We start from the raw sequence: 13,512 nt of genomic DNA, 5'->3' as shown, positions 1-13,512 counted from the left end.
GTCTTGAACGTGAAACAAAAACGGTATGAGAAATGGGAGCGTTGCTGATCAGCCTTCGACGATCGGCTTGCGCACCAGGATCAGATAGCTCATGGCGCCAACGAAAGCGATACCGGCGGCGGTCAACAGCGCTGGAACGAACGACCAGTGTCCGGCGATGACGCCCGTCAGGATCGGGGCCAGCGCTCCGCCCAAAAAGCCGCCGAAGTTCTGCAATGACCCGAGCGATGCGATCCTGCTTGGCGGGGCCGCTGCCGTCGCCAGCGCCCACGAACTCGCCGACGCTGCGTTCGCGAGGAAAATCACGACGGAGATGCAGGCGAGCGCGACGGTATTGCTTTGCACCAGGGCCGCCGGGATCGTGAATGCCACCATGCCCAGCATGGCTAAGACCACCGCATTGCGGCGGGCGATGACCGGTTGTGCGGTCTTGCTGGTGACCAGATCGGAAAACCATCCCGCGCACAATGATCCCAGAAAGCCGCAAAAAAACGGCACCGACGCGGCAATACCCGTGCGGGCCAGGCTCATATGGCGCTCGGACGTCAGGTAGGCCGGCAACCAGGTCAGGTAGACCCAGTTCAAATAGACGGAGCCGAAATAGCCAATCAGCATTCCCCAGGTAGTGGCGTGACGGAACAGGCCGAGCCAGTCATCCAACGACATCGCCGGACGTGCCGTCGTGGCGGATTGATCCGCGTCCTGTTCGAGGTAGGCCAATTCGTCGGCGTTCATCCGGGACCTGTCCGGATTCCGGTAGATCGCCAGCCAGACAATGGCGGCGACGAGTCCCGCCGCACCGGTGATGATGAATGCCCAACGCCAGTGGAACGATGTCAGCAGAACCGACAGACATAACGGCGCCAGGGCCGAGCCCAGTGGCGAGGCCGAATTGAAGATACCGGTGGGTTTGCCGCGGGCGCGCAGCGGGAACCAGTCGCTGACCACGCGTGCGGCGGAAGGGAATTGCGGGGCTTCCCCGATCCCCAGGACGATACGCGCGACGATGAACCAGCCGAATGTGCCGACGATGCCGCCCGCCGCTTGTGCAAGCGACCAGACGATCAAGCCCAGGCCCAGCAATGTGCGCGCGCCGATGCGGTCGACAAGCCAACCTACCGGTAATTGGAAGATGGCATACGTCCACGAGAAAGCGGAAAGCAAAAAGCCCATCTGCGTCAACGACAGTCCCATGTCGTCGCGAATCAGCGAGTTCGCGACGGACAGCACGCCTCGATCGAGGTAATTGATGATGCCGCTGATCATCAGCAGTGTCAGCGCGATGACCTGCGTGCGGCGGATACGTGCCGGAGCCGGCAACCCACCATTCCGTGCGAACTGTGATGCATACGCGGACGGACTGACCTTTGTGACTTCCGGGGCGGTCGACGACGGTGTGGTGGCGCCATGGGCCAGGCTGGCCGCGCTCGGTTTTGATTGCATTGAACCCTCTCTGTATCAGTAATCCGTCGGGCGGCCTGTCCGCCTTCGCCTTACGCCATGAAATCGAATCAATCGAGACCGATCGTTGCAGGGCGCCGTCGCGTGAAGCCGCCGCGCCTCCGTGAGGCGCATCTTTGTCCCAAAAATCGTCACGGCACGCGGGTCAGTCCGCTTGGGCGAGCACTTCGGCGCGCGTGGGAATGGACGTCTGCGCGCCGTGACGCGTGACGCTGATTGCCGCCGCGCGTTGGCCGAACGCGATCGCGTCGACAATTTCCTGTCCTGCCGCAAGGGCCGCGGCAAAGCCGCCGGCGAAGGTGTCGCCCGCGGCAGTCGAGTCGACAGCCTTTACTTTGTGTGCCGGTACGTACCCGCGCAACGCATCGTCGGCGCGGCCGTTGCCGTCACCTGCACCCGGATGTCTTCTTGTTTGCCAGTAGACGCCATTTGCGCCCAACGTCACGATCACGCAGCGCGCGCCCTGTTCGAGCAACGCGGCGGCGGCGCGCTCGGCATCTTGCGTCGTACGTACCGGAACGCCGGACAGCAGTTCGGCCTCGGTCTCGTTGACCACCAGGTAGTCCACCTGCGCGAGCAGTGCTCCCGGCAGCGGCCGCGCTGGCGCCGGGTTCAGCAACACCGGTGTGTGCTGGCGGACCGCACTCGCAATGGCGTGCGTGACCGTATCGAGCGGCGTTTCCAACTGGCAGATCAGCATGTCCGCTGCCGCGATTGTTGCCGCCGCACGGTCGACATCGGCGCGCGTGAGCGCGTCGTTGGCGCCGCCGACGATGACGATGCTGTTGGCACCGTCCTCCGCGACGCTGATGACGGCGATCCCGCTGCTGCCGGGAACGGTGCGAACAAGGCGGGTATCGATGCCATCGGCTTGCAGGCCGTCGCGCAATGTCGTGCCGAATGCATCTTCACCCACGCAGCCGATCATCGCCACCGCCGCGCCAAGTCGCGCCGCGGCCACGGCCTGGTTCGCGCCCTTGCCGCCCGGAACGGTTTCGAAGCCGGTGCCGGCCAACGTTTCACCGGGTACGGGCAGCCGTGGGGCACGGACCACCAGATCCATGTTGGCGCTGCCTACCACGACGATCGACGGGTTCTTCGGGAAAACGGCGGGGGTGACCGGGCTCAAGACGCATGCTCCTTCGTCAAGACACCTTCTTGGTGTCGGTATGTTAGCGCTTACATCGTTGCTTGCATTTCTGCTCTGCAACAGTGTTAGCGCTTACATTTTCCGCTGAAAGCGATTGCAAACGCAAGTAGTGGAAGCGAGAAAGGGGTAAACCCTTGAGCGTTCAAGGTATGACGGTCTCCCGTCGATAGCGTTTCTCTGCGCGCCGCGCGGAAGGCGTGCGCGGCAATGCCATGTCGACGAAGACCTTTCTGCTATTTGCCGTGGCGTGGCAATCTGTCAAGCCTAGGGCAGTGTGATCGTGAGGCTGGCTTGCTGTGGGCCGACCTTGACCAAATCCGAATACGGCGCCAACGCCTGCAGTGTTGCATTTCGCAAATAGCTCTGCAGACCAAGCAATGCGACGATACCAATCAGCAGGAAAACCGCCGCGAAGCTCCATAGCGGCGCTTCCCGCTTCAGGGTGTGTTCGATTTGATCGGGCAACGCCCAGTGCGGCGCGAATGCCGCACGCTTGCCTTTCATGTTCGCAATCTCGTCACCAATCCGAGCGGTCAGGTACGCGAGCTTTTCCGGGCCTTCCAGCAGATACTTTCCTTGGAAGCCCAGCAAGAGGCACATATGGAACACTTCCAGGCTTTGCAGGCGCGCGATGCCTTGCGCGCGGCAGTCCTCCAGATAACGGAAGAAGTTCTCCCCCGCCAGTTGCTCGCCGAACAGGAGGAGTTGTAGCGGCCGTCGTTCCCATTCGTCGCGGATAGAGAAAGTGGATGCGAGCACTGACTCATCGATGGCCGCGCAGAAAGCGAACTTGGACATGAAGATATCCTCGGCCGCCACATTCATCTTCTTTGCGCCACGCTCGAAATCGTTGAGGAACTGCTGGATGCGATCCAGGAAGTTCGCGACGTTTTCTGGCTCCCGGCCGCGCTTGAGCAGGAAGAGCATGAAGAATCCGTCGTACAACAGATCCAGAAGTGACTTGACTTCATAGGCCGGCGGCGCGGCATTCGTCGGATGCACGGGGTTGGGGGCGTGGTCGCCAAACAGCGAAGGGGCTTGACTCATGATGTGACCGCGATTAATTCGATACGGAGGTTATTGATGCCCGCTGGCGCGTAGATCATCAGTGACTGCGCTTGCAGCATGCGCTCGAACAGCATGCCGCGCGTATCCAGCGAGAAATAGCAGACGCCCGGACGCACCGGGATGGCCGGTGGAACCTGCGGGGTATAGCTCAGGCGCAGACCCGGCATGGCGGACTGCACGAGCTTGTCGACGTCGTCCGGCGCGCCAAGCTTGAAACGTGCCGGTACCGCTTCGACCAATTCGACGTTCGGCATGTCCGCCGAGACCGCCAGAAAGAACGTGGTCTTCTCGTCGATCTTGCCGGAGTCGATGCGGCCCAGGTGAAACGACGGTCGAACCTGTTCCAGCGGAATGATGAAGTACCGCTCCGAGATAACGGTGTCGAGCAATTCACGCAGCATCGCGTCAAGTCGCGCGAAGCCTGTACCAGGCTCGTCATGCTTATACGGAGGTAGATCCGCCAGCGTATAGTTTTTCGAGAACGTCATCAGTTGACCGGTGACGCGCAATAATTCCTGGAAGAGCCGCTCCGGATGCATCGCCGGATGCTGATGCAGGTGCGCGAGCGTCGCGAACGCTGCGTTGGCGGTATGCAGCAGCCAGAACGAGGCGATGTCGCCCGAGCGAAATTCGATGATGTTCTTGCTCGGTTCGCGGTGAAAACCATACAGCGCATTAACCTTGGCCTGCAGCGCATCGATCAGGCGGCGCAAGCGATTCATCAACAACGGCGAGGCCTCGATGGTGAGACTGGGCGGCACGAAATTTTCGTCCAATTCCCAGCCTGATGTCGCGGTGCGCCGCACCCGTACCAAGGGCACCGCCAGGAACTGGTCGCGCGGCTCGTGTTGCGCCACCAGCCGCACGGCCTTTTTCAGGACGGTCACATCAGCCTCCACCGCATCGGTGTAGAGGTCCGCCGCCATCTGCGTTTCGGCCACGAAACGGGCAGTGAATCCTTGCTCGTCGGCATCGGCGCTATTACGACCGGCATCACGCGTCGGATGCATGGCGAGATAGAAGACGACCTCGTCCGTGCCTTCCGCCATCGTGTCGAGCGCGACTGACGGCGGTAGCGCGTCGGCCTGGGGCGCCGCATACAATTCGCCGTCGGGGAAGACCAGTGACAGTTGGGAGAGACGCAGCACATTGCTGCCCAGCGCATCCAGGTCGACGCGCAATGTCCGAACGCCCCAGTTGTAAGGCTGGAGCGCCTGGGTGGCCTCGAACAGCCGCGCTTCATGATACGCATCCTGTTTCTGGAAGTGCTGGGGGCGGAGGAACAATCCTTCACCCCATAAAACTTTGTCTGAATAACTCATTTGATTCCCCGCTACGCCACGTCAATGTTTTTACCCGTTTGCAATCCGGAGATTCTCGGTGGGGTAGTGAATGAGGCGGACATTTTTACGTGAATCCGCATCGTACATGATTAAAATCGGTCGATATTTCCGTTCATTACTATTCACTTTTCCTATTTGGAAATGAATGATTGCTATTGGCAATTCACCATGGAAAGCATATTAAGCGATTGCTGGGCTGCGCTATCCGATGCGACAATTGGTGTCCCCGCCGTGACAGTCATTGCACAGGCATGCATGCCAATCAAAATGCCGGATTTTTCAGATTTCTTTGGATCGAACACTAATCGCCACCGTTGTGTCGCCGGTTGGCGAAATAGTGCAACCACACCAAAAGCGCCGGCTTCGTACGGTACCTTCTCAGTTGATGTATAGCGCTGCCCCGGAATAAGGGTTACTTCACGCACTTGTATCAGGTCTTGACCGAGAACCTGCTTTTCTTTATCGGGATCGAGAAACGTATCGAATGGCGCTTGCTGGAAACTGGTAGGGTCTTTCAGCGCATATAACCGCACTACAAGCGCAACCCCACGCTTCGATGTGCCGGCATTCAGATTCGTACCGGCATCCAATGTCAATGTGATCTGCCGGGGCGGCTTCTGTGAGTCAGGTACCGGCGGCTTGCCGATGCCTACCGCCTGCAGGGCCGCCGATCCAGCCGTGCCAATTAAGCCAACGCCGGCCGCACAGCCGCCAAGCGCGATAGCACAGGCTACGCCAAGCGTTATGCGTAGCCACCGCTTTTCCCCCCAGTGCGCCATGTTTCGACGTACCGTTTTCTCTCTTGCCATCATTCTTTTCGCTTTTCTTTGCACGCTCATCGGTCACGGAGACCCGCGCGTGATGTCATAACCAGGTCGATCGGCGATATATCCGCTACGGTTCGGTATCGCGCCGTCCGCAACGCTACTTATTGCTGGCGACGTCCAACAACGATTGCTTGTGCCATATCCCGGAATTTATTCTTTCGATAACCTTTCAATGTAGAGTTGTCTAGTCACTTTCTTCTCGATTTTTCATGTTTCGACATCAAAGATTCATCGTCGGATAAAGAAGGCCTCAGGCGCCGTGCATTCGTTTTGCGTATGATGATGCTAGTCACTAAAAATACACCAAAAACAACGAAATGCGGTGGGGGATGAGTCTGTCCACCTCCTGTCGGCCCGTTGTCAGTCATCAGAATGGCCTGTACTATAACAGCCGTTATTTTACAAAGTGCGCTTTAAAACTGTCGAACGAATGTGTGCCAGACGGCTTTACTCAGTCTGATGGCTTTCGGGGTATGAAAAGACAGGGATATAGCGTGCAACGAGACAAGTTGTACGGGACAAACTTCTTTTTCGGCGGAACATGACCATCCAACGTTATATACAAAAAGCCGCATTTGCCATGGCCGTCTGTGCCGTGATGGCAGGTTGCGCATCGACCCAGAAGACGCAACCTCTGACGGGCGATGCCTATAACAAGAAGCTGAGTGACGCGGATGCGCTCTGGAAGTCCGGCGACACCGACAAGGCGATTCCGTTGTATCAGGAGTTGGCGAAGAACGACCCGACCCGTGAAGAGCCGTGGTCGCGCATCGCGCAGATCCAGTTCTCGCAAGCGCATTACGGTCAGGCGATCGTTGCGGCGCAGGAAGCGCTGCAACGGGACGACAGTGATCGACAGGCGCGCAGCGTCCTCGCGGTCAGCGGTTTGCGTGTTGCCACGCAGTCGCTAGAGGAATTGCGCAAGGACAGCGCGCTGGTCGGCGATGCCACCACCGACGCGCGCATTCTCGCGCAGCAATTGCGGGACACGCTTGGCGAAGCCACGCTGTTCCCGGATGAGGTCAAGGATGACAAGCCGAAGTCGAAGAAGGTCGTGCGCCGCCGTACCCCCGCGCGCAAGGCAACGACCCCGGCCGACAACGCCGCGCCCGCTGCCAATGCGGCAGGCGATTCGTCGGGCGGTGGATCCAGCAACCCGTTCGGCGCGCTGAAGTAAGGCATCACGTGCGGCACCCCGCGGTGAAGCGCCGGTCTGCGTGCGCTTCACTACGCCGTTCGGCGCGAACCCTTCGGGGCAACACGCAGACCAGGAGAACAGACGATGGCGAAGAAAGAAAGTGTGCAGAAGCGGCTGCAGAAAGTCCGTCCTCCGCGCGTGCAACTGTCATATGAAGTCGAGCGCGGTGACGCGATCGAGATCAAGGAGCTACCGTTCGTCGTCGGCGTGGTGGCGGATTTGGCGGGGCAATCCGAAGTCGAGCAGCCGAAGCTGCGTGATCGGAAGTTCGTCAACATCGATCGCGACAACTTCGACGACGTCATGAAGGCGGTGGAACCGCGCGCGGCTTTCCAGGTCGAGAACCGCCTCAGCGACGCGGGAGGGAAGTTCGGCGTGGACTTGAAGTTCAAATCGATCGACGACTTTTCGCCGGATGCGGTCGTGCAGCAGATCGAGCCATTGCGCAAGTTGATCGAGGCACGATCGAAGCTTGCCGACCTGCGCAACAAGATGGCGGGCAACGACAAGTTGGAAGACCTGTTGAGCGACGTGTTGCACAACACCGAGCAATTGCAGGCGTTGGGTCGTCAACCATCGACTGATGTCACCGGCAGGAAGGGCGAGGACGACGCGTCCTGAGCCTCACGTTGCGGCTACGCGCGGTCACATGGCGCGTACTACCCCTCGACCGCATCACGTCGACGAACTTTAAAGCGATCAACAGAGCGATCCGATGAATCAACCTTCCGCAGCGGCCTTGCAGGCCGCAGACAACCAGACCGAGGCGGCCGAAAGTTCGCTGCTCGACCAGATCGTCGCGCAAAGCAAAGTCGCGAAATCGGATACCGAGCACGCGCGGGCGAAGGACCTGATCGGTGAACTCGTGAACCAGGTGCTGGACGGTACCGTGGTCGTGTCGGACAACCTGTCGGCAACGATCGACGCGCGGGTTGCCGAACTTGACAGCCTGATTTCCGCCCAGCTCAGTTCCGTGATGCATTCCCCCGAATTCCAGAAGCTCGAGAGCACCTGGCGCGGACTGCATTACCTGGTCCACGAGAGCAATACCGGATCGACAATCAAGATCAAGGCCTTGTCCGCGACCAAGCGCGAACTGGTCCGCGATTTCAAGGCCGCGATCGAGTTTGACCAGAGTGCCTTGTTCAAGAAAGTCTACGAAGAGGAGTTCGGCACGTTCGGGGGCGCCCCGTTCGGCGCGCTGATCGGGGATTTCGAGATTTCGCGCCAGCCGGAGGACATGTTCTTCATCGACCAGATGTCGCATATCGCTGCCGCGGCGCATGCACCGTTCATCGGATCGGCGGCGCCGGAATTACTGGGTCTGGAGACGTTCTCCGATTTGGGAAAGCCGCGCGATCTCGGCAAGGTATTCGATACCGTCGAATACACGAAGTGGAAGTCGTTCCGGGATTCCGAAGACTCGCGCTATGTTGGCCTGACGCTGCCACGCTTTCTCGGGCGCCTGCCGTTCAATCCAAAGGATGGGGACGTTGCGGAGACATTCAACTTTGTCGAGGAAGTGGACGGCACCGACCATAGCCGTTACCTCTGGTGCAATGCGGCATGGGCGTTTGGCGCGCGTCTGACGTCGGCATTCGACGACTTTGGCTGGTGCGCCGCCATCCGCGGTGTAGAGGGAGGCGGGCTGGTGGAGGATTTGCCAACCCACACATTCAAGACCGACGATGGTGAAGTGGCGCTGAAGTGCCCGACCGAGATCGCGATCACGGACCGGCGAGAAAAGGAACTCAGCGACCTGGGTTTCATCCCCCTCGTGCATTGCAAGAACACGGACTATGCCGCATTTTTCGCGGCCCAGTCCGTGCAGAAAGCAAAAAAATACAACACGGACAGTGCGAATGCCAACGCGGTGCTTTCCGCGCAGTTGCAATACATCTTCTCCGTATCGCGGATCGCGCATTACCTGAAGGCGATGATGCGGGACAAGATCGGCAGCTTTGCATCCGCACAGAATGTAGAACAATTTCTGAACCGCTGGATTTCGCAATACGTGCTGCTCGACGACAACGCGTCGCAAGAGCAGAAGGCGCAATTCCCGCTGCGTGAAGCGTCGATCCAGGTTTCGGAAATTCCCGGCAAGCCCGGTTCATACCGGTCGGTTGCGTTCCTGCGCCCGCACTTCCAGCTTGACGAGTTGTCGATCTCGTTGCGGCTGGTTGCTGACCTGCCGAAGCCGTCGAATGGCTAGCGATGGTGATCTTTTACATTTTTAAACTATCCGAGGACGATCACAGATGAAGGACATTTACCTGAAATTCGGCAGCCCGGCGCTCAAGGGTGAGTCGCAAGACAAGGACCATGCAAACTGGATCGAGATCAGCTCGTGGAGCCAATCGATCACGCAACCGCGTTCGGCCGTTGCGTCGACGGCGGGCGGTCATACGTCCGAGCGTTGCGAGCACGGCGATATGGTCTTTACGAAGGATATCGACGTTGTCAGCCCGTTGATGTACCAACACGCTTCGGGCGGCACGACGTTCGACGAAGTCACGGTCGACTTCATGCGGGCGGACGGTGACGGCGCACGCGTCAAGTACCTGGAAGTGAAGCTGAAATATGTGATCATCTCGAGCATCGCGTCTTCTGTTCAAAGTGCGTCGTCGTCAACGGCGACCACCAGCGCCAGCACTGCCGATACGACGCTGCCGAGCGAAACCTTCACACTGAAGTACGCCGCGGCACAATGGAAGTACACGCAGCAGAAGATTGGCGGTAGCCAGGGCGGTAACGCGCAGGGTGCGTGGAGCTTGACGAAGAACGACAAGACCTACGCAGCGTAAGCGAGCGGGAGTGGCATGAAGCGTTTCGAACCCAGTCTGCTCGACAAGCTGTTCGATGATGACGTACGGCGCAGTGCCGCGTCATCGGCCTTACGAACACTTTCTGTCGAGGAATTGAAAGCCACGGTAGCACGCGATGTGGAGGCGTTGCTTAACACGCGTACGCCGTTGTCCGAGGCGGATCTCGAAACGCTTCCCGAATGCAAGCAGTCGGTCTTGACCTATGGCTTGCAGGATTTTTCGGGTCTGAGCCTTGCGAGCTATTACGATCGCACGTTCATCTGCGACGCGATCCAGCAGGCGATTGCATGGCACGAACCGCGTTTGCAAGAAGTCAAAGTATCGTTGGAACTTAAGGAACAGGCCACCAGCGCGCTGTATTTTGCCATTCAGGCGTTGCTGGTGGTACATCCGGCCGAAGAGCCGGTCAGCTTCGACGCCATGCTGCACCCGTCCACGCTGCGTTATTCGGTTAGCCGCGCACGCGGTGCCGATGGCCGACAACGGTAAAAGTATCGGCAGGCGGACGCGCGGCGATGCACAACCACACATGGGACGCAGATAAGGGGCCTCATGGAAGATCTGCTTCCGTATTACGAGCGGGAACTCTCGTATCTACGACGCTATTCGCGGGACTTCGCACAACGTTATCCGAAGATCGCGGCACGGCTCGCGATGTCCGGCGAGCACAGCGAGGACCCGCACGTCGAGCGAATGATCCAATCGTTCGCGCTGCTGGGCGCACGGATCAACAAGAAGCTCGACGACGACTATCCCGAATTCACCGAAGCGCTGCTTGAGGTGATGCATCCGCATTACCTGCGGCCGTTTCCGTCGTGCTCGATCGCACAATTGGACGCGGGAGAGGCGTTGCTGCAATTGACCGCGCCGGTCACGATCCCGCGTGGCACGTCGTTGCAGACGCGCCCGGTGCGCAGCGCGCCCTGCACGTTCCGTACCGCGTACGATGTCACGCTCGCGCCGGTGACGATTAGCAATGTCCGGTATTCGCCGATTGCCAGCGCCCCGTCCGCGGTCGTGCTGCCGGCCAATGCCACCGGCCTGATATCGATCACGCTACGATCCACGTCCGTCCCGTTCCGCCTTGGGGATATGCCGTTGCCGAGATTGCGTGCCCATATCCAGGGTGAGCAATCGCTGGTGTCGGCATTGGCCGATGCGATGTTGCTGAACGTGACGGCCGCGTATGTCGAGGCCGATGGCAATTTTCGCTGGAAGAAGCTGCCCCGGACGCCATTGTCTCAGGTCGGGCACGGCGAAGATGAATCACTGATTGAGACACCGCCGCGTTCGCATCCTGCCTATCGGCTGTTGACCGAGTACTTCGCGTTCCCGGAGAAATTCGACTATATCGATATCGACATGCGTGCGCTGACGCAAACGGGCGGGCGGGCGCAGCAACTGACCCTGCATCTGGTATTGAAGGACCTGCGCGGGGATTCTCACGCCGCGCGGTTGTTGGAGTCCGTGACGCGCGACCATCTGCAACTGTTCTGCACGCCGGTGGTCAACTTGTTTCCCTTGCATGGTGAACCGATCCGGATCAATCACACGGCGCTGAGTTATCCCGTGGTGCCCGATTCGCGGCGTGCAGCAGGCACCGATGTGTATTCGATCGACACGGTCAACCTGGTGCGCCAGACCGCGAACGGCGAATCGATCGTCGAATACCGGCCGTTTTATTCGTTGCGTCACGGCGAGTCGAACGATCAATCTGGCCATTATTGGTTCGCCCGTCGGGATGACTGGGTGGCGAGCAAGAACCCGGGCTATGAAACCGAAATCTCGATCGTTGATATCGACTTCGATCCCGCCGTGCCGGCGACCGATACCTTGAGCCTGGAGTTGACCTGCACGAATCGCGACTTGCCCTCGATGCTCGCGTTCGGCTTGAGCGAGGGGGATCTGTTCCTGGAAGGAACATCGATCATCCAGCGTATCGTCATGCTGCGACGGGCCACGCCGAGCCGGCGTTTCGAGCGGGGCCGCGCCGCACACTGGCGTCTGATTTCACACCTGGCGATGAACCAGGTGTCGTTGACGCAGACCGGCCCAGGCCCACTGCGCGAGATGCTGCGCCTATACGACTTGCCGCGTACTGCCGTATCGGCACGACATATCGATGGCATTGCCGATGTGACGCAACAGGCAGTCGTGCATTGGATGCCCGGTAAGCCCTTTGCCACGTTCGTTCGCGGAATCGAGATCACGTTGACGATCGACGAGGATTTTTTCGTCGGTGCGAGTCTGCATACTTTTGTCGGCGTCATGGACGCGTTTTTCGCGACCTATGTGCACTTGAACAGCTTCACCTTGCTGGTGGTGAAATCGAAACGGACCGGCGAGGAGATTGCGCGATGTCAGCCCCGAAGCGGCGAATCAGTCCTGGTGTAGTCGAGCAACTGCTCGAAGCACCGCATCGCTTTGGGTTTTTCCAGGCGGTGCGTGTGCTCGAGCGTTGGTTCCTGCGCCGGGCAGAGCAGGACCTTATCGCCGGCCGTACGGCCCGCGCCGCCGCCAGCCCTTCATTGCGTGATCATCCCGATGGCGTCGCGGTCCGTGGCGGCGCATTGCAAGCAGACATCCCGCCCTCCGGCGCTGCCATGGTGAACGTGCACGATGACCGGAAGGAGCATGAAAATCGTGAGATGCGGCGCCGTGCGCTGACAGCACAGATGTCGTTTCGCACAACGTTGTCGCTCAGGTTCCCGCCTAGTGAGATCGAGCAGCTTCAGGCCTACGACATCGATGGCAACCTGTTGCATGACCCCGCGTCTCAACGCGCGGCGATCGCCACCGGCCGCCTTGATCATGTCGCGCTGACACCGGCCTTCTTTGGCTTGCTTGGTGTACAAGGCGCGTTGCCGCTGCACTATACCGAACAGATCGCCGAACGCGAGACGCTGGGGCGTGACCGCGCCGCACGTGAATACCTGAACATCTTCTCGAACCGCGCGACCGCGCTGTTCTACGGGGCATGGAAGAAGTACCGCCTGGCGCTGCACTACGAAGTGGATCGCGATGAGCGGTACAAGCCTTATCTGCTGGCCCTGGGTGGCGTGGCGCCGCGCATGCAGCGCACACTGCGCGACACGGTTGCGGCAGAAGATCCGTTGACCCCTCACTTCGATGAGGCCGTCGCGGGCTACGCCGCAGCGATACGGCAGCGGCCGATGTCGGCGGCCTATCTGCAGCGGGTGCTTGGCGATTACTTCGGCGTGGCGATCAACGTCGTGCAGTTCGTCGGCAAGTGGTATTCGGTGCCCCCTGAGCAATGGACGCGGCTCGGCATGCACAACGCAACCCTGGGCGCTACGGCCTTGTCAGGTGAACGTGTATGGCAGCGTGATATGTGCGCGCGGCTCGTGATTGGACCGATGACTTTGGCGCAATACCGAACATTCCTTCGTGGCCGGCCCAGTGCGCTGGCATTGACGCGACTGCTGCAACTGACGGTGGGCGTGCTGTTCGAGTTCGAAGTGCAGTTGGTGCTGCACAAGGACGCGGTACGGCCGGGTTGCCTGGGGAGCGCGGGTAGCTTGGGGCAAGATGCTTTCATGATGTCGCGTCCGGCCCGGGACCATCGTCATGATGCGCGATATGCGCTCCAGGTCATTGACCACGCGTGATTTTTTTTTGA

The 13,512-nt window shown here is 59.8% G+C and carries 12 protein-coding genes; 7 read left to right on the top strand and 5 right to left on the bottom strand.

Features of this window, described 5'->3' with window-relative positions:
- Positions 1–48: 48 nt before the first annotated feature.
- The 5 genes from WM40_RS01850 to tssJ form a co-directional block, all read right to left on the bottom strand.
- Entirely contained in the window at positions 49–1,443 is a 1,395-nt protein-coding gene (locus tag WM40_RS01850; protein WP_082102372.1) for an MFS transporter, read from the bottom strand.
- Positions 1,444–1,606: 163 nt separating this feature from the next.
- Entirely contained in the window at positions 1,607–2,590 is a 984-nt protein-coding gene (gene rbsK / locus WM40_RS01845; protein WP_269083073.1) for a ribokinase, read from the bottom strand.
- A 285-nt stretch (positions 2,591–2,875) separates the two neighbouring features.
- Positions 2,876–3,658, bottom strand: coding sequence for a DotU family type IV/VI secretion system protein (locus WM40_RS01840; RefSeq protein ID WP_024905565.1), 783 nt, complete (start codon positions 3,656–3,658; stop codon positions 2,876–2,878).
- Entirely contained in the window at positions 3,655–5,001 is a 1,347-nt protein-coding gene (gene tssK / locus WM40_RS01835; RefSeq protein ID WP_024905564.1) for a type VI secretion system baseplate subunit TssK, read from the bottom strand. Before tssK ends, WM40_RS01840 begins: the two co-directional genes overlap by 4 nt.
- Positions 5,002–5,174: 173 nt before the next feature.
- Positions 5,175–5,801: a type VI secretion system lipoprotein TssJ gene (gene tssJ / locus WM40_RS01830; protein WP_024905563.1), complete on the bottom strand. Its 627-nt coding sequence runs from the start codon at positions 5,799–5,801 to the stop codon at positions 5,175–5,177.
- Positions 5,802–6,390: 589 nt separating this feature from the next.
- On the opposite strand from tssJ, the gene WM40_RS01825 reads away from it, so the two are divergent.
- From WM40_RS01825 to tssG, 7 genes are all read left to right on the top strand, one after another.
- Positions 6,391–7,026: a tetratricopeptide repeat protein gene (locus WM40_RS01825; RefSeq protein WP_024905562.1), complete on the top strand. Its 636-nt coding sequence runs from the start codon at positions 6,391–6,393 to the stop codon at positions 7,024–7,026.
- Positions 7,027–7,131: 105 nt separating this feature from the next.
- Positions 7,132–7,668: a type VI secretion system contractile sheath small subunit gene (tssB, locus tag WM40_RS01820; RefSeq protein WP_024905561.1), complete on the top strand. Its 537-nt coding sequence runs from the start codon at positions 7,132–7,134 to the stop codon at positions 7,666–7,668.
- 94 nt (positions 7,669–7,762) lie between these two features.
- A complete protein-coding gene (gene tssC / locus WM40_RS01815) occupies positions 7,763–9,259 on the top strand; it encodes a type VI secretion system contractile sheath large subunit (protein WP_024905560.1) in 1,497 nt (498 codons plus the stop codon).
- A 46-nt stretch (positions 9,260–9,305) separates the two neighbouring features.
- Positions 9,306–9,851, top strand: coding sequence for an Hcp family type VI secretion system effector (locus WM40_RS01810; RefSeq protein ID WP_024905559.1), 546 nt, complete (start codon positions 9,306–9,308; stop codon positions 9,849–9,851).
- A 15-nt stretch (positions 9,852–9,866) separates the two neighbouring features.
- Positions 9,867–10,361, top strand: a complete 495-nt coding sequence (gene tssE, locus WM40_RS01805; RefSeq protein WP_046151942.1) for a type VI secretion system baseplate subunit TssE — start codon at positions 9,867–9,869, stop codon at positions 10,359–10,361.
- A gap of 63 nt (positions 10,362–10,424) precedes the next feature.
- On the top strand, positions 10,425–12,266 hold the full coding sequence (gene tssF / locus WM40_RS01800) for a type VI secretion system baseplate subunit TssF (RefSeq protein WP_024905557.1): 1,842 nt from the start codon (positions 10,425–10,427) through the stop codon (positions 12,264–12,266).
- Complete coding sequence (gene tssG, locus WM40_RS01795) at positions 12,230–13,501, top strand: type VI secretion system baseplate subunit TssG (RefSeq protein WP_046151941.1); 1,272 nt, start codon at positions 12,230–12,232, stop codon at positions 13,499–13,501. Before tssF ends, tssG begins: the two co-directional genes overlap by 37 nt.
- Positions 13,502–13,512: the final 11 nt, after the last annotated feature.

Source organism: Robbsia andropogonis (assembly GCF_000970345.1).
Taxonomy (GTDB): Bacteria; Pseudomonadota; Gammaproteobacteria; order Burkholderiales; family Burkholderiaceae; genus Robbsia; species Robbsia andropogonis.
Note: the sequence above shows the minus strand (reverse complement) of the source record. Positions and strands in the feature narration are given on the sequence as shown.